Source organism: Actibacterium mucosum KCTC 23349 (assembly GCF_000647975.1).
GTDB classification, from domain to species: domain Bacteria; phylum Pseudomonadota; class Alphaproteobacteria; order Rhodobacterales; family Rhodobacteraceae; genus Actibacterium; species Actibacterium mucosum.
The window spans coordinates 517,566-542,541 of record NZ_JFKE01000001.1 but is presented as its reverse complement, the minus strand read 5'-3'; the positions used below and the strand labels follow the sequence as shown (position 1 = coordinate 542,541).

Genomic DNA, 24,976 nt, shown 5'->3' with positions numbered 1-24,976 from the left:
TCAGTAGATTGGTGGTGTTTGCTCGGCCTGGAACTGCAGTTCCCAACCGGGGGTCAGCCCCCAAAATCCCCGGGATATTAGTGCGAAATGAATGGCTGCATGGGGACTCCACATAAGAACAAAAGGTGAATATATTGGGAGCGCCATGTTCGCCGAATTGTCGATCACCTCGAATTTCACCTTCCTGGCCGGCGGGTCCCACCCCGAGGAGTATATCCGCCGGGCGGCGATCCTTGGGATCGGCGCAATTGCCGTGGCCGATGAGAACTCGGTCGCCGGCATCGTGCGCGCCCATACCGAAGCGCGCGAGCTGGCGCGGATCGTGGCGCTGCGCCGTGCGGCGGATGCCGACCCGATCGGCCCGCCCCGCCCCGATCACCTGCCCGCGCCGCCATCGGTGGATATCTACTGCGTGCCGCGGCTGATCCCGGCGGCGCGGATCGTGCTGCAGGACGGGTTCACCGCCACCGCGATCCCGCGCGACCGCAAAGGGTGGGGGAACCTCTGCCGCCTGATCTCGGCCGGGCGGCTCAGGGCGGACAAGGGCGCCTGCCACCTGCGCTTTGGCGACCTGCTGGAATGGGGCGACCGGCTGCACCTGCTCCTGACCCCGCCGCAACACACACCAACGGCCCAGCGCGGCGCGTATGATTGGGGGCAGCGGGCGGAACAGCTGACGCGCCGCTTCCCCGGCCATGTGGCCCTGCTGATGGCCCCGCAATATGACGGACACGACAGCCCACGCTTTGACGGCTGGGCGGCGTTGGCGCAGCGGCTGGGCATCCCCACCGTGGCCACCGCCGCACCCGTCATGCATCACGGATCGCGCCGCCGCCTGACCGACGTTCTGAACGCCATCCGCCTTGGCGTGAAGGTCGGCGCGCTGGGGCGCGAGGCACAGGCCAATGGCGAGCGCCGCCTGCGGTCGCAGACCCAGATGCGCCGCATTTTCGCCGGCCACGAGGGCGCCGTGGACCGCGCCGGGGATATCGCCGCCGCCTGCAGTTTTTCGCTGGATGAGTTGCGCTATGAATACCCGCTGGAACTCAGCCCCGGCGAAACCCCGCATGAACGGCTGGAACGCCTCACCCGCGACGGTCTGAAATGGCGTTACCCCGCGGGCGCCCCCGACAAGGTGCGCGCGCTGGTCAAGCACGAGCTGACGCTGATCGCCAAGCTGGGCTATGCCCCCTACTTTCTGACCGTGCATGACGTGGTGCAGTTTGCCCGCAGCCGGAACATCCTGTGCCAGGGCCGCGGATCGGCGGCCAATTCGGTGGTCTGCTATTGCCTGGGCGTTACCTCGGTCAGCCCCGAGGTCGGCACCATGGTCTTTGAACGCTTCGTCTCCGAGGCGCGCGACGAGCCCCCCGATATCGACGTGGATTTCGAACACGAACGCCGCGAAGAGGTGATCCAGCACATCTATGAACGCTATGGCCGCCATCGCGCCGGCCTCTGCGCCACCGTCGTGCATTACCGCGGCAAACGCGCCATCCGCGAGGTGGGCCGCGCCATGGGCCTGTCCGAGGATACGCTGGGCGCGATGTCATCGCAGATCTGGGGCTGGGGCTCGATGCAGGGGCAAGAGGACAAGCGCCTGCGCGAGATCGGGCTGGACCCCACCGACCCGCGCCTGCGCCAGACCCTGCAGCTGGTGGAGCAGATACAGGGTTTCCCCCGCCACCTCTCGCAACACGTGGGCGGCTTCGTGATGACCGAGGGGCGGCTGGACGAGCTGGTGCCGGTGGAAAACGCCACGATGGAGGATCGCACCGTCATCTGCTGGGACAAGGACGATATCGACAGCCTCGGCATCCTGAAGGTCGACGTGCTGGCGCTGGGTATGCTGACCTGCATCCGCAAGGCCTTTGACCTGATCACGCAGCACCACCAGACCAGCTTTACCCTGGCCACGCTGCCCCCCGAAGACCCTGACGTGTACGACATGCTGTGCGAGGCCGACAGTATCGGCGTCTTTCAGGTGGAAAGCCGGGCGCAGATGAACTTCCTCCCGCGCATGCGGCCGCGCAATTTCTACGATCTGGTGATCGAGGTAGCGATCATCCGCCCCGGCCCCATTCAGGGCGACATGGTGCACCCCTATATCCGGCGACGAAATGGCGAAGAGGAGGTCAGCTTCCCCTCCGACGCGCTGGGCGAGGTGCTGGGCCGCACCCTGGGCGTGCCGCTCTTTCAGGAACAGGCCATGCAGATCGCCATCATCGGCGCCGGTTTCACCCCCGACGAGGCCGACCGGCTGCGCCGCGCGCTGGCCACGTTCAAGAAACTGGGCACCGTCAGCGCGTTTTACGACCGGTTCATCCGCGGCATGCGCGCCAATGGCTATGATCAGGATTTCGCCGAACGCTGTTTCAGCCAGATCGAGGGGTTCGGCAGCTATGGCTTTCCCGAAAGCCACGCCGCCAGCTTTGCACTGCTGGTCTATGCCAGCGCCTGGATCAAGAAACACCACCCCGGCATCTTCGCCTGCGCGCTGCTGAATTCGCAGCCCATGGGGTTCTATGCCCCCGCCCAGATTGTGCGCGATGCCCGCGAACACGGGGTCGAGGTGCGCCCGGTCTGCATCAATGCCAGCTTCTGGGACAACGTGATGGAGCCTGACGGCAATGGCGGGCTGGCGCTGCGGCTGGGGTTCCGGCAGATCAAGGCGATGTCGGAAGAGGAGGCCACCTGGATCACCGCCGCCCGGTCAAACGGCTATCGCGCGGTGGATGACATCTGGCGCCGCGCCGGTGTGCCGCCCAAATTGTTGGCCAAACTGGCCGAGGCCGATGTCTTCGCCGCGCTGAAACTAACCCGCCGCGAGGCCCTGTGGCAGGCCCGCGCCATCACCGCGCCCAGCGAGATGCCGCTGTTCGCCGGCGATCTGGACGGCGAGGCGAGCAACGAGCCCACCGTAACCCTGCGCCCGATGTCCGAGGGTGAAGAGGTGGTTGAGGATTACGTGGCCATGCGCCTGACCCTGCGGTCCCACCCGATGGCCCTGCTGCGCCCGCGCCTGACCCCTTCATTTCCGCAGCAAATGCCCCAACCAAAGCCGGTTGAATAACCACCACTGCAAAAAAAAACCGCACCCGATTTTCGCACCAAGTATGTGCATTGAAAGGCTGGGGCTAGGGCATTGTCACATAAGTTATGAGTAATGCAACACAACACCTACCCGCTCGAGAATCGTAATTTTACAGTGGTTATCCAAATTTTTCGAATATTGACGTCCAAATTCCAAGCAACGTCTCATCCACATGCCTGTCCGAGTTCGATAGAAGTTTAGATTTCACGCCAAGTGCAAGTTGTACCTTCCAGTCTTCCTCTAAATCAAAGCCTTCGTCTTTGGCCCACGCTTTGATCTGCGGAACAATTGGTTTCCCTTCTTCATAGACATCTTCAAAGTCTCGATCTGCACGACGTTCAAGTCGGTCTAATACTTGAATCACAAGTTTTGCGGGGATGAGATCTTCGATCTCGCTATCTTTTAGATCTCCAGTGAAGACGTCAGTTGTCAAAACAGAGTCTTTCGCGCCCTGATATAGACCGTCTCTGAGTGACTTCGCAGCCTGCCTTCCTGCATTGTCGCCATCCAACAAGACAAATGGAAGCTTGTCATCTCTCCCCAGAAGTATTGCAGCGATAATTTTGGCGGTTTTCGCTCCGCCAGAAGGTGGAAAAACCAGCTCTGCAATCGGATTGATCTTACCTTTGGCGATTAAGATACTCTTTATGGCGGTTAAGTAGTGCTGATCAGAAGGCCCTTCGACAATGACTGGCATGCAACCAAGTAGTAAGCTTTCGGCAACGGTAAGGTTCAGCGCCGAATGCACAGCATATGTAGCTCCCGCACCCTGGTCAGAGCCTTTTCCCTTGCTTACGGCCAAGTTGCTCGATGCCACCGTGCCGCCATTTCCATCGACATATACCTTGCGAACTCGGTCAAGCCGGTCGGCGTCAATCATGAATGGAGAGTGCGTCGTGAAGATGATTTGATGTGTCATCGATAGGTTGTCGAAGAATGCCGACAGGTCGCGTTGAGCAAGCGGATGCAGAGAGTGGCCCGGTTCGTCTAGCAGCACGATGGCGTTGTCATGGGTATATTCACTTTCGTAGGTGAACACGAGGAAGAAACTCAGAAACCATTGAAGTCCTGTCGAACGGCTCTCTAATTCGATCTCTTCGGGCCGCCGATCATCGGCCACCCAGATACGAAAGTAGTTACCGTCCGCATGGAGACGGAAGCGGTAGTCGCCCTGTTTCCACCAGTCCTTGAAGGTCTTAGTGAGTTTGGTTGAGGCAGACTGTAGCAGCGCGGCTCTGGTGCGAAGCTGTTCATCATCAATCTGCATCTGCTCGTCAGTTTTTGGATCGGTGCTGACGCGCTGCCCTTGCTGATTGATCCGCTCGATCACGCCAGTCGCCCGGGCCAGTTCCAAAACTTCTTCGGGGCTGAGGTTCACTAGCTTGAAGAGAACCCGAAGCGTTCGCGCTTTTGCGGCCTCCTTTCCGCTAAGATCGCCACGCTTGAGGTTATCGACCACGTGGGGGAGAAAGATTTGCGCGTCGAGGTTACCGTAGTTTGAATAGTAGACGAACTTCGGCAGCAGCTCTTCAAGCTTGTCCGATAGGCACGAGGCATGTTCCGGTTCGCTCTCTTCATCTTCAGCATGCGCTTCGGTCGCTTCATGTGCATCGTAGAGGTCGAAATCTGGATCGTCTGGAAACTTCCAACCGTAGCGCCCGTCAAAATCCCGCACTACCTCTACCGTTTCGGTCTTCTTCCTGTCAGCACCATGCTTCGCAGCCAAGTTGCGTTCCGCATCGTTCAACTCAAAGATACAGGTGATGAAGTCATGATCTTCGGGCTTTGTCCGCATCTCGGCGTAGCGCGAGCGGGGCATGTCATCGAGCAGGTTGATTTCGCCGCTACCAGAGGGATTGAGCTTCCATAGCGGCAGCAGAAGGTTCGTCTTTCCTGCCTCATTCTCACCGATCAGGGCTGTCACATCCGACGCGTCGATCCAGCCGCTATCGGTGACCGAGCGAAACCCTGTTACGCGATATTTCTTAAGCTTCACCTCAGCACCTCAATCCGTTGTGTTTTGAACATGCTAACAGTTAGTTAGCCTACTTGCATTCGTAAAAGTTGCGCTATCCACAAGCGTGCAATCTGGGCTGATAAGCCCTTTTATGTATTTCCCTGAGTTGCATGTAAAGTCTGTGTCGGTGCTTAAACGGTTGTTGCCACCGTCGGGTTGAGCGGCAGCTCCCCCCACAAATCGCATCGGCGCCTGCGAAACATCGCCCTCCAGGCGCCGGTCTGCCCACAAACAGCTCTGTTCAGGATCTGGTTTTCAACAGTTTCAGCAACTCTTGCGAGGCATAGCCATCCGGCGTCACGCCGCGGCTTTGCTGATAGGCGCGGATGGCGTTGATGGTGTTGGGGCCGATGATCCCGTCGATCTTGTCATCCAGGAAACCGGCGCGTTTCAGGCGGCGTTGCATTTCCTTTTTCTGCTTGAACGACAATGGCTTATAGCCGCGCGGCCAGGTGGCCTTGATCTCGGGGCCGCCGCGCAGGCGGTCGGCAAGGTGGCCCACGCCGATGACATAGGCATCGGCCTTGTTGTAACGCTCGATCACCGCGAAATTGTCGAAGATCATGAAGGCCGCGCCGTTGGCACCGGCGGGCAGCAAGATCGAGGCACGGCCGTAATTCGGCACAACCCGGCCATTGATGTCCTTGATCCCCAACGCGCCCCATTCGGCTGGCGACTTCAGGATTTTGCGGTTGGCCTGGCTGAAGGTGAACCCGCGCGGCAGCACCACCTCAACCCCCCAGGGCTGGCCCTTGTTCCAGCCCGATCGCGCCAGGTAGGCAGCGGTCGAGCCCAGCGCGTCGGCCGGGTTCGACCCCCAGATATCGCGCTTGCCATCGCCGGTGAAATCCACCGCGAAGGCGTGATAGCTGGACGGGATGAACTGCGTGTGGCCCATGGCGCCGGCCCATGAACCCTTCATCTTGGCCGCAGTCACGTCGCCCGATTGCAGGATTTTCAGCGCGTCGATCAGCTGTGCCTCGAAAAACGCGCCGCGGCGGCCGTCAAAGGCCAGCGTGGCCAGCGCCTCGATTGTGGGGATGTCGCCCTTGAACTCGCCATAGGCGCTTTCCAGCCCCCAGATGGCGGCGACGATATGCCGGTCGACCCCGTATTTCGCCTCGACCGCTTTCAGAACGCGCGCGTGTTTCTTCAGCGCCGCCTGGCCGTTTTTCACCCGCGTGGGTGAGGCCGCGCTGTCGAGATAGTCCCAAATCTGTTTGGTGAATTCGCTTTGGTTGCGGTCCTTGGCGATCACGTCGGTGTTGTAGCGCACGTTGCGAAAGGCGCGGTCAAATACCTTGGCCTGAATGCCGCGGGCCAGCGCGCGGTCGCGGAACCCTTCGATCCAGCGTTCAAAGGCAAGGTTCGAGGTCGAGACTTGTACCAAAACGGCCCCTCCTGGCCTGTCGGGGCGTTCGGGTGGAATGGGCGAGCTGCGCAGCTCGGCCGAAACCGGGGCGTTGAAAACCGGAACGAGGATACCGGCAAGGATCATTTGCCTTGCGAAACGAAACATGAAACGGGCCCTGTGACTGCTTTTGTTTTTTGCAATTCTACTCCGGATCGGGCTTTGGTGAAAGCGGGCGGATGCGTTTCGGCGGTTCAACGCCGTTTGCGCGTGACCTTGCGTTTCACTTTGTCAGTCTTTGCTTTGCTGCGCGCAACCTTGCGGCGGACCGGGCGTTTGCTGCCGCGCGGGGTGCCTTTGGGCAGGGATTTCCCCTCAAGCTCGATCATCTCCAGCAGCAGCCCGCCGGTCACCGGCACAGCCTCGGCCAGCCGCACGGTGGCGCGCTGGCCCATGCGAATCTCCAGCCCGCTATCGGCCCCCATCAGGGTTTGCGCCTCGCGGTCGTGGTGGAAATACTCGTTGCCCAGCTCGCGCATCGGCACCAGCCCATCCGCCCCGCTGTCATCCAGTTTCACGAAGACCCCGAACCGGGCAATGCCCGAGATGCGGCCGGTGAACTCGTTGCCCACCCGTTCGGACAGATAGCTGGCCAAATAGCGGTCGGTTGTGTCGCGCTCGGCCGACATCGAGCGGCGTTCGGTGTCCGAGATATGCTGTGCCGTCGCCTCAAGCTGTTCGATATCCTCGGGCGACAGGCCATCCTTGCCCCAGCCATGCGCCGAGATCAGCGCGCGGTGCACGATCAGGTCGGCATAGCGGCGGATGGGCGAGGTGAAATGCGCATAGCTGCGCAAGGCCAGGCCGAAATGCCCGAAATTTTCGGGAAAGTAATAGGCCTGCGTCATAGACCGCAGGGTGGTCAGATTGATCAGTTCCGAAAACTCGGTGCCCATTGCGGCGTCCAGCAACCGGTTCAGATGCTGCGTTTGCAGCACCTGCCCCTTGGCCAGCGTGAACCCCGAGGCCTGTGCCACGTCGCGCAGCGCGTCCAGCTTGTCCGCCGCCGGTTCCTCGTGCACGCGGAACAAAAGCGGGCGGCGTTTGGAAATCAATGTCTCGGCCGCTGCGACATTGGCCAGGATCATGAATTCTTCGATCAGCTTATGCGCATCGAACCGGTCGCGGAAATTGACCGAGGCGACCTTGCCTTCGTCGGTCAGCTCGATCCGCCGTTCGGGCAGGTCCAGATCCAGTGGCTGGCGGTCGGCGCGTGCCTTTTTGGCGGCGTCATAGGCGGCGTAGAGCGGGTGCAGGACGTCGGCCAACAGGGGCTCGGTGCGGTCGTTGGGCTGGCCATCAATGGCCGCCTGCACCTCTTCGTAATTCAGCGACGCGGCCGAGCGCATCAGACCCCGCACAAAGCGGTGGCTAATCTTTTCGCCGGCGGCGTTCAGCACCATGCGCACCGCCATGCAGGGGCGCGGCACGCCCTCGTGCAGTGAGCACAGATCGCCCGACAGACGGTCCGGCAGCATTGGCACCACACGGTCGGGGAAATAGGTGGAATTGCCGCGCTTGCGCGCCTCGGTATCCAGCGCCGAGCCAGGGGTGACGTAGTGGGCCACATCGGCGATGGCGACCCAGACCACGTGGCCCCCGTCGTTCTTGGGGTCGTCATCGGGATGCGCGTAAACGGCGTCGTCATGGTCGCGCGCATCGGCCGGGTCGATGGTGATCAGCGGCATCTCGCGCAGGTCTTCGCGGCCCGACAGCCCGGCGGGTTTGGCGCGGTCCGCCTCGGCGATCACCGCATCGGAGAACGCGTCGGGAATGCCGTGCTGATGGATCGCGATCAGCGACACGGCACGCGGCGCGCCGGGGTCACCCAGCCGCGTGACAATGCGCGCGCGCGGCAGGCCCATGCGGCCACGGGGGCCGGATTGCTCGGCCTCGATCAACTCGCCATCCTTGGCGCCGCCGGTGGCCCCGTCGGGTACCAGCCACTCCTTGTCTTGCCCCTTGTCGATGGGCACGATTCGTCCACCTTCGGCGCTTTTGCGGAACACGCCCAGAATGCGCTGCGGGTTAGTGCCGATGCGGCGGATCAGGCGCGCCTCGTAATTGTACGAGGCATCTTTTACCTCGGTCAGTTTGCCAAGGATGCGGTCACCCGCACCCAGCGCCGGATCAGAACTGCGCAGAACCATCAGAACCACCGGTTCCGCCCCTTCGCCATGCCATTCCAGCGGCCGGGCGAACAGGTCACCATCAAGCGTGGGTTCCTGCACTTGCAACACCGAAACCGGCGGCAGCTTGTCGGGGTCGCGATAGGTTTTGCGCCGCTTTTCCAGATGCCCCTCGGCCTCAAGCTCTTTCAACAATCGCTTCAGCTCGATCCGGTCGGCGCCCTTGATCCCGAACGCTTTGGAGATATCGCGCTTGGATGTCAGCTTGGGGTTATCGGTGATCCATTGCAGGATTTCGGCTTTGGTGGGGATACGGCTCATACGCCTCGGGTAACACGCCCGCGCGGGCGCGTCATTCGAAATAGCGCGTCAGGATCCTTGTATAGATCGCTTTGAGCTGCGTGATCTGCTCGACCGGTACGCGTTCATCCACCTGATGCATGGTTTTGCCAACCAGGCCGAACTCGACCACCGGGCAATGATTTTTGACGAACCGCGCATCCGACGTACCGCCCGAAGTGGACAATTCGGGGCGGCGGCCGGTTTCCGCCTGCACAGAGTCGGCCACCAGATCCGACAGCGGGCCAGGCGGGGTCAGAAAGCTTTCGCCCGACACGGTGACCCGCATGTCAACCGTTACGCCGGTTTCCCGGGCGATCTGATCCGCCTGGGCTTGCAGCCATTCGGTCAAGCTGGTCGAGCTGTGGGCGTCGTTGAACCGGATGTTCACCGTGGCGCGCGTTTCGGCGGGGATTACGTTGTTGGCCGGGTTGCCCGTGTCGATGGTGGTCACCGCCAGGGTCGAGGCATCAAAATGGTCGGTTCCTTCGTCCAGCGTGTGACTGGCCAGCCGGTCCATCAACCGCGCCATAGCTGGCAGCGGGTTCAACGCGCGATGTGGATAGGCCGAATGCCCCTGCACCCCGCGCAGGGTGAAATAGGCCGTCATGGAGCCTCGGCGACCGATCTTCATCATCTCGCCCATCTCGTTCGGGCAGGTGGGTTCACCCACCAGGCAGGCGCTCATCGCCTCGCCCTGATCGGCCATCCAGTCCAAAAGCGCCGTGGTGCCATGCAGCGCGTCACCCTCCTCGTCGCCGGTGATGGCCAGGATGATGGCCCCGTCGGGCGGGGTTTCGGTGACAAACCTGATCGCCGCCGCGGCAAAGGCGGCCACGCCGGTTTTCATATCCGTCGCGCCGCGCCCCCACAGGACGCCGTCGGCGATCTCGCCGCTGAACGGCGCGCGGGTCCAGGTGGCGGCGTCACCCACCGGCACCACGTCGGTATGGCCGTTGAACCCGAAACTGCGCGCGTGCCCCTTGGCGCCCCAACGGGCAAAGAGGTTCGCAATCCCGCCGCGATCCACACGATGGCATTCAAAACCTGCGCCCCCCAGAACGCTGGCCAACAGCTGCAGCGCGCCACCCTCTTCGGGGGTGACAGAGGGGCAGCGGATCAAATCAGCGCTCAGCGAAACGGGGTCGGTCATGTCGGGCTCCTGCAATTGGGCAAGCGATACAGGGGCGAAACAGGGCGTGCAATGTTGCAAGCGCACAACTTTTCCGCAGTCCCACAAAAGAAATTGGTTAAGTTCTTGTTCCCAATTTGTTGAATTTATGGCAAGTTTTAACAAAATAAACCCGCGAGGCAGGGGTTTCGGGCAGAACAAAACAAACGCCCGATTGAGCAGATTACGACAAAACGCGCTGGTGTTACCCGCCGCGCTTGTCTGCTGTCCCATGTCCGCGCCCGAGGCAGGAGCATGGGATGACCGAAATCCCAATAGACAATAGCGCGACGGCAACGGAAATGGCCGAGGCCATTTTCGGCGAAGGTGTCGAAGTCATCGATGCAACTTATACCGGCGACAACCGGTCGTCGGGCATCTACAGCGACGGCGACAACATTTCGGATACGGTTACCCCCGGTGACACCGGTGTGATCTTGTCAACGGGTCGCACGTCGGCCTTTACCAACAACTCGTCCACAAACACCAACCAAAGCGGATCGACCACCACCGGATCGCGCGGGCCAAACAATGATGCCGATTTCAATGCGCTGGCCGGGACCAGCACGTTTGACGCGTCGTTCCTGGAAATCGATTTCCGGCCTGATGGCGATGTGATGTCGCTGCAATTTGTCTTTTCGTCCGAGGAATACCCCGAGTTTGTGGGGTCCATCTACAACGACGTTGTGGGCGTGTGGCTGGATGGGCAACCGGTCGATCTGGCGGTGGGCACCGGCAACACGAACGTTGGAAACGTGAACCCCACGAACAACGAGAACCTGTTCGTCGACAACTCCAATGACCAGCACAACACCGAGATGGACGGGTTCACCGTCACGCTGACGCTGAAAATGGACGTGGTGCCCGGCGATGTGCACACGCTGAAGATCGGCATCGCCGATGTGGGCGACAACCGGTACGACTCGAACCTGCTGATTGCAGGCGACTCGGCGCAGACGGCGATGATTGCCGAAGACGACACGATTACAATCGCACCCGACGGCACAAGAACGTTCAACGTTTTGGACAATGACAATGGCCCGACCGGCAGTACGTTGTTCATCACGCATGTGAATGGTGCCGAGGTCTCGGCGGGTGACACCATTATCCTGTCCACCGGTCAGGAAATCCAGGTCAACGGCGATGGTACCTTCACGATCCTTGCCGATGCAGACGAAGAGACGGTCAATTTCTCGTACACGATCGGGGATGGAACCGGGCTGAGCGACTCGGCGTTCGTGACGATCGAACAGGTGCCCTGCTTTGCCGCGGGTACGGGGATTAAAACCGACCGCGGGCGCATCCCCGTTGAACAGCTGCTGCCCGGGGACATGGTGATGACCGCAGATGACGGGTTTCAGCCCGTGCGCTGGGTCGGCCGACGGCAGGTTCAGGCCATTGGCAAAATGGCACCGATCGAGATCGCGGAGAACACCTTTGGCCGCCATGACACGCTGCGTGTTTCCCCCCTGCACCGGATACTTGTGCGCGACAGCCTGACCGAGCTTTTGTTTGGCGAACGTGAGGTTCTGGTTGCCGCGCGTGACCTTGTAAACGGGCGATCCGTGCGTGTGCTGGAAGGGGGAACGGTCGAGTATGTGCATATCCTCTTTGACCGCCACCAGATCGTGTATTCCGAGGGGCTTGCGACCGAAAGCTTCTTGCCCGGGCCGCAGACGTCATCCAGTTTCGAGGCGGAAATCATCGAAGAAATCTGTGCAATTTTCCCGGAACTGAATCCATTGACAGGCGAAGGTTATTCGCAGTCCGCGCGCAGAACGCTGAAGAAATACGAAGCCGAAGTGTTGAACAAAGGGGTGTTTGCAGCCTAGCGGCGGCAAACGGGTATCGACGGGTATGGGTTGGATTAGTGTTACGCCAATGACAGGCGCCGCCCCCGTGGGCAGTGCAATGCCCGTTGCCGGAACCAACATTCCGCTGGCGACCGAGCACCTTGTTGGCAGCCTGCTGTTAGAGGCCGACTTTGGCCGCGCGCGGCCGACGGAACACACCCTTTTAACGCTTCAGATGTCCGACCCGATGCGCAGCCACATGTCGTTTCACCTTAGCGTGGACGGTGCGCTGACATTTGCGCGCCGCATCGGCTCGGACCATCGGCAAGTGACCATGAAAACCGGGACGTCCGGTCTCGAAGGGCCTGTACGGATCACCTGTCATTGGGACGTTCCCGCCAACAGGGGCCTGCTGACGATGGAAGCCATCAGCGATGGCGTGATGGTGCAAAAGCCATTTGCCTCGCCGCTGCCGATCCTGGCTGGCGAGGCGCGGGCGCTTTCCCGGGCCGAAGGTGGTGTAACCGTCAGTTCAGCCATCCGATCCATCAGTTTGTCTGATTGCCGCGAGCCCGTCGGTCTGGCGCCATGTCTTGGGCCGAATGCGCCGGTTTTGACACCCGGTGGCTATCGCCCGGTGCAGGAGCTGCGCGCAGGTGACAAAATCACAAACTATGCCGGCGAAACGCAGCGTATTGCCTGGATTGGTTCTGTCGATGCGCCGGCGGGCGGGCAATTCCAACCGGTTCGGCTGAACACCCCCTATTTTGGTCTGATCACCGATATCCTGGTGGGTCCAGAGGCGCGCGTCATGGTGTCCGGGCCAGAGGTCGAGTACCTGTTCGGCGATGAATCTGTCCTGGTTGAAGCGCGCGCCTTGCTGCAAACGGGCTTTGCCAAACGGGAACGTGCCGGCCTGACCATGCGCTATTACCAGATCCTTCTGGAAGATCACGACATTCTGGACGTGGCGGGCGCGCCGGTCGAAAGCCTGTTCATCGGGAACCTTGCCGCGATGCCCGATGTGCTGGCCACGACCATCCTCGAAGACCAACCTGCGGCGCTTCTGCCGAAACACAAACGTCTCGCTTTTCGAGCCCTCCGCGACTACGAAGCGTTTACACTACGCGCAGCGCTTTTGAGCCGTTAAGGTGGGGACATGACGAACCAACTGACGACTGCTTTTCGCCGCCTGATGGGCATCTTCGCCGTCGCGATTGCGGTGCTGTTTGCGAACGCTATTGCAGCACTTGCGCAATCCGTGACCGTTGCAACGGTCGACCGCCCGCCCTTTTCTTTCGAACAGGAAGGCCAACGCACGGGCTTCAGTATTGAGCTGTGGCAAGCCGTGGCGAGGGATCTCGGACTGACTGTCACATTCGAGAACAAAGGCGGGTTCGCGTCCATGTTGGGTTCTGTTGAAGCCAACGAGGTTGATGCGGCAGCTGCAAATATCTCGATCACCGCGACGCGCGAAGAGGTGCTGGATTTCAGCCACACAATCTTTGAAAGCGGCCTTCAGATCATGGTGCCCAAAGACAGCCTGTCGGACACAAGTGGCCTGTTGCTGTCGGCCCTGTTGTCGCGCGACCTGCTGATTTCGATCGGCATCGCCTTCCTTCTGCTGTTTGGCGGCGGGATGCTGATGTGGGTATTTGAACGCAACAAACAGCCCTATTTCGACCGTGGCGCAAGCGAGGCAATGTTCCCGTCATTCTGGTGGGCGTTAAACTTGGTGGTGAACGGTGGCTTCGAAGAACGCGTGCCGCGCAGTTTCTTCGGCCGGATCTTTGCCGTGATCCTTGTATTGTCCAGCCTGTTCATCGTGTCGGTGTTCGTGGCCAAGATCACCGCGGTTATCACCGTTGACGCGATTCAGGGGTCGGTGAACTCGGTCAACGACCTGCATGGCAAACGCGTCGCAACGATCGAAAGCTCTACCACCGCGCGGTTCCTTGATGACCGCAATATCGAATACGCATCCTATCCGTCGCTGGATACGCTGATCGAAGCGTTTGAAAGCGACACTTTGGACGCTGTTGTCTTTGATGCGCCGATCCTGGCGTATTACGTCAATACACGTGGCAACGAAGGCGCCGCCTTGGCGGGGGCAACATTCCGGCGCGAATCCTATGGCTTTGCACTGCCGGCAGGCAGCCCGCTTTTGGAAAGCATCAACCAGTCGTTGCTGCGCCAACGTGAGAACGGCACTTACGAACGGCTTTATCGCAAGTATTTCGGCGCGATAGACTAGGGGCGCTCGGGTGACTTATTCGTCGTCGTAGAACGGCGTCATCTGCGCGACGATCACGGCGTTTTCTCGCTTGGCCCGGTCCATGAGCTCGGCCTCGTCCGGCTCAATCTCTTGTCCTTCGGCTTTGCGATCTTCGGCAGAGCCATAGCCGGTCACGTCCAGCGGAGCCAATCCGGCTTGCTTCAGGATCGCAACGGTTTCGCGTACGGCTTCGGCCTCGTCCACTCCGGCGGCATAGCACACCAGCGCAGCGCTGGTTGCGCCTTCAGGCAGCCCGTCATCCTCTTTCCGGCCCACTTGCACCACAAGCGTATAAACCTGCGAGGTTTTCTTTTTCTTCTCAGTCATGCGGCGCGCATATCGGGCGCTTGGCAAAGGGTCAAGCGCCCTGTGTGTAATTCATCTCGTCACATGGCTTGCTGGTATCCCCGGCATTTGCCATGGCACCGAAAGCGATCAAAACACTCAACGTCACGATCCGAAACATGGGACTCTCCATCTGTTGTTTCGGGTGATACGCATCAGACCCCAATTTCCGTCAAATTTTTCCTGTTAACGACGTGGTTGTGACTGGCTGTTACTACCGACTCCAAGGCTGCTTTGGGGGTTTACGATGGTTTCCGCGTCAGAATTGTCGATCAACACGAATGTGACAGCCTCTGACCTTGCCGACGCCATTTTCGGCGACGGGATCGAGATCAAAGAGGCCACATATACAGGCGACGACCGGTCATCGGGCATTTTTTCAGATGGCCTGTCCACGTCCGAGGGTGTTGTGCCGTCTGACAGTGGCGTCATTCTGTCGACGGGCAAGGCGACGGATTTTACCAACTCCAGTGGCCAATCGAACCAATCCGCCAGTACATCAACCAACACGTCCGGGCAAAACAACCTGGCCGACCTGAACGCCATCGCGGGCGCACGCACCTATGACGCCTCGGTTTTCGAGGCGAAATTCGTACCCGACGGCAACATTCTGACGATGCAATTCGTGTTCTCGTCCGAGGAATACCCCGAATATGTCGGCAGCGGTTTCAATGATGCGGTGGGCATCTGGGTCAATGGACAGCAGGCAGAACTGACGGCTGGCGACAGCGAAGTGTCGATCAACGCCATCAGCCCAACGACCAATTCTGATTGGTACATCGATAACACGCAAGATCAGTTCAATACCGAGATGGACGGGTTCACAGTGACCCTTTCGGTCAAAGCGCCGGTGAAACACGGCGAAGAGAATACAATTCGCATCGCCATCGCCGATGGGGGCGACAGCAGTTACGACTCGAACCTGCTGATTGCCGGGGATTCGGTCCAGACGGTGGTCATTGCCAACAATGACGAGTTGAATCTTGGCATCGAAGAGTCCGGCACACTTGATGTTCTCGCGAACGACATTCTTCCCGAAGGCGGCACACTGACCATTACGCATATCAACGGTCAGGAAGTCACGGTTGGCGAAACCATAACCCTATCTTCGGGCGTTGAGTTGACCCTGACCGAAGACGGCACAATCGCGGTTGTTGGTGATGACGAGGGAAGCACGTCAGAGTTCACCTACACGGTGTCGGATGGGTTGGGAAACTCCGATATCGGGTATGGAACCATCAACACTGTCCCTTGCTTTCTGGCAGGAACAGTAATCGACACGGCACTGGGTCCGAAAATGGTCGAGAAACTGTCGGTGGGTGATCTGGTTCGTACGCGTGACAACGCGTTTCAGGCGGTGCGTTGGGTGGGCCTGACGATGGTTCGCGGCTTTGGCCGGTTTGCCCCTGTTCACATCGACCAAGGCACGTTCGGCAATCACGGCAGGCTTACGGTTTCACCCCAGCACCGACTGCTTCTAAGCGGTGTAAGCCCGCGGTTGATGTTCTCGGCCGACGAGGTGCTGGTTCCGGCTTGTCATCTGGTCAATGGCCGAACCATACGCCAGCTTGAGACCGAGCGTGTGTGGTACGTGCACCTGCTGTTCGATCAGCACGAGGTCGTGCAAAGCAATGGATTGTGGAGCGAAAGCTATTTGCCGGGGCCACAAAGCCTGCCGGGATTCGACGCCGACGCCCAAGCCGAGATCGGGGCGTTGTTTCCGAATATTGATGCCGCGGGCAAAGGTTATGGCCCCGCCGCCCGGCGCTGTCTTCGGCGGTTCGAAACGCGCGCCATGCTTGGCGCCGGCGCGCGCTTGGGTGCCCTTACGGCTTAGGCTGAGAGCCGAAGGCACAGCGCCCACGGCCCAAAGTTGCATCAGTCGCGCAGCAATTCGTTGATGCCAGTTTTGGAACGGGTCTGTTCGTCCACACGTTTCACGATCACGGCGCAATACAGGTGCACGCCATTTTTCGACGGCATCGACCCGGCAACCACCACCGAATAGGGCGGCACTTCGCCATACATGACCTCGCCGGTTTCTCGGTCAACGATCTTGGTCGATTTACCGATGAACACGCCCATACCCAGAACCGAGCCTTCGCGCACGATGCAGCCTTCGACAACCTCGGACCGGGCACCGATAAAGCAGTTATCCTCGATGATGGTCGGACCCGCCTGCATCGGCTCCAACACGCCGCCAATGCCCACGCCGCCCGACAGGTGCACATTCTTGCCGATCTGGGCGCAGCTGCCAACGGTGGCCCAGGTATCAACCATGGTGCCCTCGTCCACATAGGCGCCAAGGTTCACAAAGGAGGGCATCAAAACAACACCCGGCGCGATGAAGGCCGACTTGCGGACCACCGCGTTGGGCACGGCGCGAAAGCCTGCGGCGCGCCACTGGTTGTCCCCCCAGTCTTTGAACTTGCTGTCGACCTTGTCCCACCAGCCGCTGCCTTGCGGGCCGCCGGATTGCTCTTCCATATCCTTGATGCGGAAGCCCAGCAAAACGGCCTTTTTGGCCCATTGGTTCACGTGCCAATCGCCGCTCTCCAGCTTCTCGGCCACACGCAGGGCGCCACTGTCCAGCGCGGCCAGCGTATCTTCGATGGCCTCGCGGGTTTCGCCGGTGGTGGCGGGGGTAATGGTGTCGCGCGCCTCCCAGGCGGCTTCGATTGCGGTTTCCAGCTGGGCGTTCGACATGTGTCCTCCGACAGGTGTGACTGGCGTTCAAGTTGCCAGAGCCTATAAACGGGTGGGCGTACAGGTGCAATGCAAGGGAGGCGCAGCCAATGAAAGACGACATCACTCGGGTATTTCCCGATGCCCGGCAGGATATCGACACATGCCGCAAAACCCCGCAAACCCCACAGACCGAGGCACCGGCCTATCGGCTGGCCTTCGCCGATGACGAATTTCTGTGCCGCGACGAGTTGCGACCCGTGCGGTTGCAGTTGGAACTGCTGAAACCTGAAATGGGTATGACGGAGGCGGGCGTGGACAGCACGGTGGTGCTGTTCGGCGGTGCCCGCATTCCCGAACCGGCCAAGAAGGACAGCGCGCGGACCGAAACGCTGGCTGGTCTGTCCAAATACTATGCCGAGGCGCAGGAATTTGCGCGGCTCATGACGTTGAAAAGCATGGAGACCGGCGGGCGTGAGAACGTGATTGTCACCGGCGGCGGGCCAGGCGTGATGGAGGCCGGCAACCGCGGCGCGGCCGAGGCCGGCGGGCGGTCAGTGGGCCTGAACATCGTTTTGCCGTTTGAACAGGCACCCAATGCCTATGTGACGCCCGAGCTGTGCTTCAACTTCCACTATTTCGCGATCCGGAAGATGCATTTCCTGCTGCGCGCCTCGGCAATCACGGCGTTTCCGGGCGGGTTTGGCACGTTGGACGAGCTGTTTGAGGCGTTGACCCTGATCCAGACCCACCGGATGAAACCGGTGCCGTTCCTGCTGTTTGGCCGGGCTTTCTGGGAAAGCATCATCAACTGGGACGTACTGGCCGACGCGGGCACCATTTCCGCAGATGATTTGAACCTGTTTCAGTTTGTTGAAACCGCGCAAGAGGCGGTAGAGATCATCGAGAACTGGCAAGGCTGACGCCCATGCGCGGGGCCAGATAGGTGTGGCTGTGGCCCGGCATGGTGCAGCCAAAGCGCTGCATCAACCGGCCGTAGCTGTTGCCAAGGTCGGAGGCCTTGCACACACGTTGCCCGTTCTGGGCGTCACACAGGGCCAACCCGGCGCCGGCTTCGACCAAAGTGTATCCTTTGGCGCGCAGCCGCTGGTGCAGATCTTCCCAGGTTTCGGCCTTGGCAAAATCCGAGGCGAGAAGCGCCCGCAAGGGTGCGACGAGCCGCTCATCAGCCCTGACGGCCTTCTTCGCGCGGGTCCGGCGAAACAGATCGCGACGGATCGCTTCGGCAATCACGGTATCGACCGGCACGTTTTCAAGTGTCGCGATTTGCGTCAAAGCCTGCCATGTGGCTGGCGCGAGGGTGAGGGTGCGTTCCATACCCCCAAGATTGCGCAATCTTAGTAAACCTGAGGTTAAAGCCCAGCCTCGGCCTGGATCTGGGCGCGCGACTTTCGCGCGCGCTCGGTCGCCGACTTCAGCTGCCCGCAGGCGGCCATGATGTCTTCGCCCCGCGGCGTGCGGATAGGACTGGCGTAACCGGCCTTGTAGACGATGTCGGCAAAGGCCTCGATCCGCTCCCAATCCGACCGTTCATAGGGGGCGTCGGGCCATTCGTTGAACGGGATCAGGTTGATCTTGGCCGGGATGCCTGCAATCAGTTTCACCAACCGGCGTGCGTCGTCATCGCTGTCATTCACGCCTTTCAGCATCACGTATTCAAACGTGATCCGTTCCGAGTTCGACAGTTTTGGGTAGGCGCGCAAGGCGTCCAGCAACTCAACAATGTTCCAGCGTTTGTTGATCGGCACCAGCTTGTCGCGCACCTCATCGGTCGTGGCGTGGAAAGACACGGCCAGCATACAGCCGATCTCTTCCGCCGTACGCGCAATTTCGGGCACAACGCCCGAGGTCGACAAGGTGATGCGCCGGCGCGAGATCGAGATCCCCTCGCCATCCATCGCTATCTGCATCGCGTCGCGGACGTTTTCAAAATTATACAGCGGCTCGCCCATTCCCATCAGCACGATATTGCTGACCAGGCGCGGCCGCTCGCCAGAGCCTTCGCCTGGTTCCGGCCACTCATCCAAATCGTCGCGCGCCAGCATCACCTGCCCGATGATCTCGCCCGCGGTCAGGTTGCGCACCAGTTTCTGCGTGCCGGTGTGGCAGAACGAGCAGGTCAGCGTGCAGCCCACCTGGCTGCTGATACACAGGGTGCCGCGATCGGTTTCAGGGATATAGACCACCTCGACCTCGTGCCCGCCGGCGATCCGCACCAGATACTTGCGCGTCCCGTCCGCGCTGACGTTTTTTGACACGATCTCGGGCACGGCCACCACGAAATGCGCATCCAGCTTGGCGCGATAGTCCTTGGACAGATTGGTCATATCCGCAAAGTTGCGCACGCCTTTCTGATAGACCCACTGCCACAGCTGGTTGGCGCGCATCTTGGCCTGTTTTTCGGGCGTGCCCATACCAATCAGCGCCTCGCGCAATGCGGGGCGAGTCAAGCCAACAAGGTTGGTCTTGCCGCCTTCGGGCAGCTTACGTGGAATGGTCAAAACGTCCTGCGTTACGGGCGCGCTGGCGGTCATCGGTCAGATCCTTCGGGAATTCGAACCGATGCGATACACGAAAACGCTGCATTTGCAAAGCGCAGCGCGATCAGCCCTTACAGAAATTCTCGGCCGAATCTGCAGCGGCGGTAAATCCAAACAACGAGAACGTGTCTTTGGTGACCGTACCACGCGACGACCGACCTGTCAGAACAGCGTTGGCGCCGCGCTTCATCGCAGCCAGAATTTTGCTGTCATCGCCGGACGAGGCGGGCCATGCCCACTCGCCTTCCGTGAACAGGTCGAACTTGGTGTCGCCGATCGTCAGCGAAACGAACGAGTTTTCAGCAAAGGGATAACCGCCGGTGAATGACACTTCGCCCGCGGTTCCGTCGGCACGATAGGTCACAAACAACAGAATCTCGCCGCGTTTCACCGATTTGATGCGGCCATCACTGTCGGTGTTTACCGTTTCTTTCGGAATGGCAACGCCCCAGCATTCAGTGGGCTTCGCCGGTGGTTCGGCGAAAACGTTCCAGTCGGTTTTGACATCCACGCGGTTGGTCGATTCCTGCGCGCCCGCCATGGTTGCCAGCATGATTGCTGTTGCGGCGATACCGCCTTTGAACAAAGCCGTCATTTTACTGAGCCTCCAACTGCTCTTGCCTCGGTCCCGAGCGCCTCTCCTTGATCAGAGTTTCCATCTGGCGCTATCGGTTTCAACTCGTTATCCACAAGATAACGCAAGCACGCGCGAATTTGGAACCCCTTCTGGGCGGAAATTCGCGCAGCAACGGGTGCGAGGACGTGAATGATGCAAGCCGCAGCATTGGCCGAGATCTGGCGAGGCGATTTTCTGGAATCCGAGCATTTGGGCCATGCGGTGATCTGTGGCCCCGATGGCAATGTCATTGACGGCTGGGGAGACCCGGATCGGGTGATCTTGCCCCGCTCGTCCGTGAAGATGATCCAAGCATTGCCGCTGATCGAAAGCGGAGCCGCTGACGCGGCCGATCTGGGTGTTGAACACTTGGCGCTGTCCTGTGCCTCGCACCAAGGGCAGGCTGTTCATACGGACCTTGTAGATGCTTGGCTGCACAACATTGGGCGCGGCGAAGATGACCTGATCTGCGGCCCGCAGGCTCCGCGTATCTCGGCCGACCGGCGGGCAATGATCCGTGCCGGGGAAAACCCATGCCGTGTGCATAACAATTGCTCGGGCAAACATACCGGTTTTCTGACTCTGGCGCGGCATCTTGGCGCCGGACCTGATTACGTGGCCGCCGACCATCCCGTTCAACTGGCTGTTCGCGAAGCGTTCGAGGATGTGACCGATCAGACATCCCCCGGTTTCGGGATCGACGGCTGCTCGGCCCCAAATTTCGCCGCCACCCTGCATGGTGTTGGACGGGCAATGGCCTTCTTTGCCAATGCTCAGGACAGCTCTGGGCGTGGTCGTGCGGCCCGCCGATTGGTCGAGGCGATGATGACGCGCCCGGATCTGGTTGCCGGGCAAGACCGCGCCTGTACCGAGCTTATGCTGGCCGCGCCGGGCAGGCTGGCCGTGAAAACGGGGGCCGAAGGGGTGTTCGTGGCCATCTTGCCTGATCAAGGCATTGGCATTGCACTAAAAGCCGCCGATGGAGCCACCCGCGCAAGCGAATGTGCGATTGCGGCGTTGTTGGTCCGATTGGGTGTTCTGCCCGCCGATCACCCGGCGGTGCAGAGGCGCATGAACCCGCCCATCAAGAATTGGGACGGGTTAGAGGTGGGCGCAATACGCCCAGCCCCCGGCCTGCTGGCCTAGCCCATATCGACAAGCTGCGCGACTTCGACGGAACCGCTGCCGTCCTGCACCATGGGGCAACCCTTGGCCATCTCGCAGGCGGCCGCATAATCATCGGCCGAAACGATCGTATAGCCCGACACGGGGTTCGCACCGCCATTTTCAACGACACCATCGGCAGAGACCGTATGCGACTGGGCCACGGGCGCGCCGCCATCCACAAGGCTCTCGCCCATGTTGCCATACCACGCAGTCCAGGCGGCCATGACTTTGGCACCTTCTTCGGGGGTCTCGGGCATGCCGCCACCGTGATAGACAAAAGCAAATTTAGGCATTGGAAATATCTCCATCTGTTGAGGTTAAGGAATTGAGACAGCGGCTTGCAGCCGGTTGAGGGTCGATGTCCAACCGCGCACATGACCGTCAGCCGAGGCCTGATCCGGCAGGTCGCGGTGGTCCACGATCAGTCGGCTGCCGTTTTGGGTCGCTTCGACGGTGAAGGTCACATGGCTTTCTTCACCCCGGATGTCTTCGGGGTCGTGCCAGGCCCAGGTAAAGCCCAGCGAAACGGGTGGACTTACATGTGTCACTTGGCCCGAAATTTTGAGCGCCGTACCTTCAGCGTTTCGCATCGACACGGTCCAGGCGCCCAGCTTGGTAAAATCCAGTTCGGCATGGGTAACGGAATACCCTTCGGGCCCCCACCATTGTGCTGTGCCTTCTGGCGTTGTCAGAAACGCGAATAACGTATCGACCGGCACAGGAAACTCTCGGCTGAGATTAAGATCGGCCATCAGGCGTCCCCTCGATTTAGCAGGGCCTTTTCCAGGCGGTCCATGCTCCCTTCCCAGAAGGCGCGGCGGCTGATGATCCAGTCAGAGATCGCCTGCATCGTCTCAGGCTGCACCGCGTATATGCGGCGTTGCTTGTCGATGGTCTGGGTAACCAGGCCGGCCTCGCGCAATACTTTCAGATGGCGCGAAAAGGCCGGGGGTGAAATGGGGGCGATATCGGCAAGATCACCCGCTGATTGCGCGCCTTGTTGCAACAACCGCTCGACAATCGCAAAGCGGGTTTCGTCTGCAAGGGCGGCAAATGTGCGTGGCAAGTTCGTCATGGCACACAATGTGCCGCGATTCTTTGATTAACGCAATCGTTAATTAACCGATGAATTCAGCTTTGCCATAGCCTTGCAGATACAACAGCGCCGTAAGGTCACCGTGATTGATGCGGATGTCACATTCGGCAGCAACAGCCGGCTTGGCATGCAGCGCGACCCCAGACCCTGCCAGCCCAAGCATGCCCAGATCATTGGCCCCGTCCCCGACGGCGATCACATCATCGGTCGAGATTCCAAGCCGCGTGGTAATCTCGTGCAGCGCTTCAACCTTAGCCTGACGTCCTAAGATCGGCATCCCCACCGCGCCGGTCAGCTTGCCGCCTTCGATCTGCATGGTGTTGGCGCGGTTTTCGTCAAAGCCCAGCTCGGCCGCGACCTTCGCGGTAAAGGCGGTGAACCCGCCCGACACCAATGCGGCATAACCATCATGCGCTTTCATCGTGGCCAGCAGAGTGTGCCCGCCCGGCATGAAGGTGATGCGCTCGGCCAATACCTTGTCGATCACAGCGGCATCCAAACCAGCCATCAGGCCCACGCGTTCGATCAGGGCACCTTCGAAATCCAGCTCGCCATTCATCGCCCGCGCGGTGATCTCTTTGACGCGCCCGCCCACACCGGCCTCGTCTGCAAGTTCATCGATGCATTCCTGCTGAATCATGGTGCTGTCCATATCGGCCAGCAGCATCTTCTTGCGCCGCCCCTCGGCCGGCTGCACCACCAAATCAACACCTTGTTTCTGCAGATCGGCCCAGACGTCCCACTTGTTCTCGGGATAAGCTTGCAAGTCGAACTCGGCCGCCTCATCCGGCGCCAGCCAGTCTACGTGCCCACCGCCCCATGCATTGCGCAGCGCCTCGCAAAGAGCAGGATCCAGATGGCCATCGGCCGGATTGGTCAACAGGGTAGCAATGAACATGGGGCGCCTCCGGTTTGTCGCAGACGCCCATAGCGCAGGATTATGACAGTTACCAGTTGGCACATGCCCGCATGCGGTCCGCCCTGCGACCAAATTTCAGGCAATTCGCAAAATTCACCTGTTGCGCCATGCGCGATTCCGCACTATCTCCGGCTGCGGGACACCCTTCCCCAACGAAGGGCACATATCTGGAAGGATACCAGTCATGGCGATCGAAGCTCCGGCCACGCGGCCGGTTAACCCGCGTTTTTCTTCTGGCCCCTGCGCCAAACCCCCCGTTTTCACGCTTGAGAAACTGTCGGACGCCGCCCTTGGCCGTTCGCACCGTGCCGCCGTTGGCAAGGAAAAGCTGAAAGCAGCCATCGAAACCACCCGCGACGTGCTGGGCATTCCGGCCGATTACAAGATCGGCATCGTACCCGCCTCGGACACCGGCGCGATGGAAATGGCGATGTGGAGCCTGCTGGGTGCCCGCAAGGTCGAGATGCTGGCCTGGGAAAGCTTTGGCTCGGGCTGGGTCACCGATGTGGTGAAACAGCTGAAACTGGATGCCGAGGTCAAGCTGGCCGATTACGGCGAGATCGTCGACCTGGCGACCGTTGATACCAAGAACAACGATGTTGTGTTCACCTGGAACGGCACCACCTCGGGCGTGCGCGTACCCAATGGCGACTGGATCGCCGAAGATCGCGAGGGGCTGACCCTGTGTGATGCCACCTCGGCCGCTTTCGCAATGGACCTGCCGTGGGACAAGCTGGATGTGACAACCTTTAGCTGGCAAAAAGTGCTGGGCGGCGAAGCGGCCCACGGCATGCTGATCCTCAGCCCACGGGCGGTGGAACGGCTGGAAAGCTATACCCCTGCATGGCCCCTGCCCAAGATTTTCCGCCTGACCAAAGGTGGCAAACTGATCGATGGCATATTCTCGGGCGCCACGATCAACACACCGTCGATGCTGGCGGTAGAGGACTATCTCGTCGCATTGGACTGGGCGCAGTCGGTTGGCGGCCTGGTGGGCCTGAAAGCGCGTGCCGATGCCAACACCGCCGTGATTGCAGATTTCGTTGACGCACATGACTGGATCGACTTCCTGGCTGTTGACCCGGCCACCCGGTCGAACACCAGCGTCTGCCTGAAGTTCAGCGATGACCGCATCGCCGAAGGTGCGGCATTTGCCAAAGCCGTTGCCAAGCGGCTGGAAGCCGAAGGCGTGGCGTTGGATATCGGCGCCTATCGTGACGCTCCGTCCGGCCTGCGCATCTGGTGCGGCGGCACGGTCGAAACCGCCGATCTCGAGGCTATGATGCCCTGGCTGAACTGGGCTTTCGAAGCCGAGATCGCCGCGCAGTAACCCAACCGCTCATCGGTCCTTGCGGCCC

General features: G+C 60.4%; 21 protein-coding genes. 8 read left to right on the top strand and 13 right to left on the bottom strand.

The window, feature by feature from the left end; translation table 11 throughout:
• The first annotated feature begins 145 nt into the window (after positions 1–145).
• Positions 146–3,073: an error-prone DNA polymerase gene (locus ACMU_RS02600; RefSeq protein WP_051587826.1), complete on the top strand. Its 2,928-nt coding sequence runs from the start codon at positions 146–148 to the stop codon at positions 3,071–3,073.
• 139 nt (positions 3,074–3,212) lie between these two features.
• Here the strand turns inward: ACMU_RS02600 and ACMU_RS02595 are convergent, their stop codons facing one another.
• From ACMU_RS02595 to dapE, 4 genes are all read right to left on the bottom strand, one after another.
• A complete protein-coding gene (locus tag ACMU_RS02595) occupies positions 3,213–5,090 on the bottom strand; it encodes an AAA family ATPase (RefSeq protein ID WP_035255736.1) in 1,878 nt (625 codons plus the stop codon).
• Between the two features lie 262 nt (positions 5,091–5,352).
• Positions 5,353–6,630, bottom strand: coding sequence for a lytic murein transglycosylase (locus ACMU_RS02590; protein ID WP_081805358.1), 1,278 nt, complete (start codon positions 6,628–6,630; stop codon positions 5,353–5,355).
• A gap of 86 nt (positions 6,631–6,716) precedes the next feature.
• Entirely contained in the window at positions 6,717–8,972 is a 2,256-nt protein-coding gene (gene rnr, locus ACMU_RS02585) for a ribonuclease R (protein ID WP_035255733.1), read from the bottom strand.
• A 31-nt stretch (positions 8,973–9,003) separates the two neighbouring features.
• The gene (gene dapE, locus ACMU_RS02580; RefSeq protein ID WP_035255731.1) at positions 9,004–10,143 is read right to left on the bottom strand and encodes a succinyl-diaminopimelate desuccinylase; all 1,140 of its coding nucleotides are present in this window, start codon (positions 10,141–10,143) and stop codon (positions 9,004–9,006) included.
• Between the two features lie 278 nt (positions 10,144–10,421).
• Between dapE and ACMU_RS02575 the strand changes: the two genes are divergently transcribed.
• From ACMU_RS02575 to ACMU_RS02565, 3 genes are all read left to right on the top strand, one after another.
• A complete protein-coding gene (locus ACMU_RS02575; protein WP_035255728.1) occupies positions 10,422–11,993 on the top strand; it encodes a choice-of-anchor L domain-containing protein in 1,572 nt (523 codons plus the stop codon).
• Between the two features lie 79 nt (positions 11,994–12,072).
• Positions 12,073–13,104 carry a Hint domain-containing protein gene (locus tag ACMU_RS18575; protein ID WP_236626174.1) on the top strand — a complete coding sequence of 344 codons (1,032 nt, stop codon included), beginning with the start codon at positions 12,073–12,075 and terminating at the stop codon, positions 13,102–13,104.
• 9 nt (positions 13,105–13,113) lie between these two features.
• Positions 13,114–14,208: a transporter substrate-binding domain-containing protein gene (locus tag ACMU_RS02565; RefSeq protein WP_407636984.1), complete on the top strand. Its 1,095-nt coding sequence runs from the start codon at positions 13,114–13,116 to the stop codon at positions 14,206–14,208.
• Positions 14,209–14,223: 15 nt separating this feature from the next.
• On the opposite strand, the gene ACMU_RS02560 is transcribed toward ACMU_RS02565, so the two are convergent.
• Positions 14,224–14,556 (bottom strand): hypothetical protein, encoded by a 333-nt coding sequence (locus ACMU_RS02560; RefSeq protein ID WP_035255727.1) that lies wholly within the window; start codon positions 14,554–14,556, stop codon positions 14,224–14,226.
• A gap of 265 nt (positions 14,557–14,821) precedes the next feature.
• On the opposite strand from ACMU_RS02560, the gene ACMU_RS02555 reads away from it, so the two are divergent.
• Positions 14,822–16,411, top strand: coding sequence for a choice-of-anchor L domain-containing protein (locus tag ACMU_RS02555; protein WP_035255725.1), 1,590 nt, complete (start codon positions 14,822–14,824; stop codon positions 16,409–16,411).
• Between the two features lie 41 nt (positions 16,412–16,452).
• Here the strand turns inward: ACMU_RS02555 and dapD are convergent, their stop codons facing one another.
• On the bottom strand, positions 16,453–17,280 hold the full coding sequence (dapD, locus tag ACMU_RS02550) for a 2,3,4,5-tetrahydropyridine-2,6-dicarboxylate N-succinyltransferase (protein ID WP_035255723.1): 828 nt from the start codon (positions 17,278–17,280) through the stop codon (positions 16,453–16,455).
• Positions 17,281–17,369: 89 nt separating this feature from the next.
• Here dapD and ACMU_RS02545 point away from each other — a divergent pair, with 89 nt between their 5' ends.
• Positions 17,370–18,182, top strand: coding sequence for an LOG family protein (locus ACMU_RS02545; protein WP_035255722.1), 813 nt, complete (start codon positions 17,370–17,372; stop codon positions 18,180–18,182).
• Here the strand turns inward: ACMU_RS02545 and ACMU_RS02540 are convergent.
• The 3 genes from ACMU_RS02540 to ACMU_RS02530 form a co-directional block, all read right to left on the bottom strand.
• Complete coding sequence (locus ACMU_RS02540; RefSeq protein WP_035255721.1) at positions 18,160–18,597, bottom strand: hypothetical protein; 438 nt, start codon at positions 18,595–18,597, stop codon at positions 18,160–18,162. The genes ACMU_RS02545 and ACMU_RS02540 overlap by 23 nt on opposite strands.
• 35 nt (positions 18,598–18,632) lie before the next feature.
• Complete coding sequence (gene rlmN, locus ACMU_RS02535) at positions 18,633–19,814, bottom strand: 23S rRNA (adenine(2503)-C(2))-methyltransferase RlmN (RefSeq protein ID WP_035255719.1); 1,182 nt, start codon at positions 19,812–19,814, stop codon at positions 18,633–18,635.
• Positions 19,815–19,884: 70 nt separating this feature from the next.
• Positions 19,885–20,415, bottom strand: coding sequence for an invasion associated locus B family protein (locus ACMU_RS02530; RefSeq protein WP_035255718.1), 531 nt, complete (start codon positions 20,413–20,415; stop codon positions 19,885–19,887).
• 171 nt (positions 20,416–20,586) lie between these two features.
• Between ACMU_RS02530 and ACMU_RS02525 the strand changes: the two genes are divergently transcribed.
• Positions 20,587–21,582 carry an asparaginase gene (locus ACMU_RS02525; RefSeq protein WP_035255716.1) on the top strand — a complete coding sequence of 332 codons (996 nt, stop codon included), beginning with the start codon at positions 20,587–20,589 and terminating at the stop codon, positions 21,580–21,582.
• On the opposite strand, the gene ACMU_RS02520 is transcribed toward ACMU_RS02525, so the two are convergent.
• The 4 genes from ACMU_RS02520 to serB are packed head-to-tail and all read right to left on the bottom strand — an operon-like array spanning position 21,579 to position 23,597.
• Positions 21,579–21,896, bottom strand: a complete 318-nt coding sequence (locus ACMU_RS02520; RefSeq protein ID WP_035255715.1) for a YciI family protein — start codon at positions 21,894–21,896, stop codon at positions 21,579–21,581. The genes ACMU_RS02525 and ACMU_RS02520 overlap by 4 nt on opposite strands.
• Positions 21,897–21,920: 24 nt before the next feature.
• Positions 21,921–22,355 carry an SRPBCC family protein gene (locus ACMU_RS02515; RefSeq protein WP_035255713.1) on the bottom strand — a complete coding sequence of 145 codons (435 nt, stop codon included), beginning with the start codon at positions 22,353–22,355 and terminating at the stop codon, positions 21,921–21,923.
• The gene (locus ACMU_RS02510) at positions 22,355–22,678 is read right to left on the bottom strand and encodes an ArsR/SmtB family transcription factor (protein WP_035255710.1); all 324 of its coding nucleotides are present in this window, start codon (positions 22,676–22,678) and stop codon (positions 22,355–22,357) included. Before ACMU_RS02510 ends, ACMU_RS02515 begins: the two co-directional genes overlap by 1 nt.
• A 43-nt stretch (positions 22,679–22,721) precedes the next feature.
• Positions 22,722–23,597: a phosphoserine phosphatase SerB gene (serB, locus tag ACMU_RS02505; protein ID WP_035255708.1), complete on the bottom strand. Its 876-nt coding sequence runs from the start codon at positions 23,595–23,597 to the stop codon at positions 22,722–22,724.
• 205 nt (positions 23,598–23,802) lie between these two features.
• Here serB and ACMU_RS02500 point away from each other — a divergent pair, with 205 nt between their 5' ends.
• Complete coding sequence (locus ACMU_RS02500) at positions 23,803–24,948, top strand: phosphoserine transaminase (protein WP_035255707.1); 1,146 nt, start codon at positions 23,803–23,805, stop codon at positions 24,946–24,948.
• Positions 24,949–24,976: the final 28 nt, after the last annotated feature.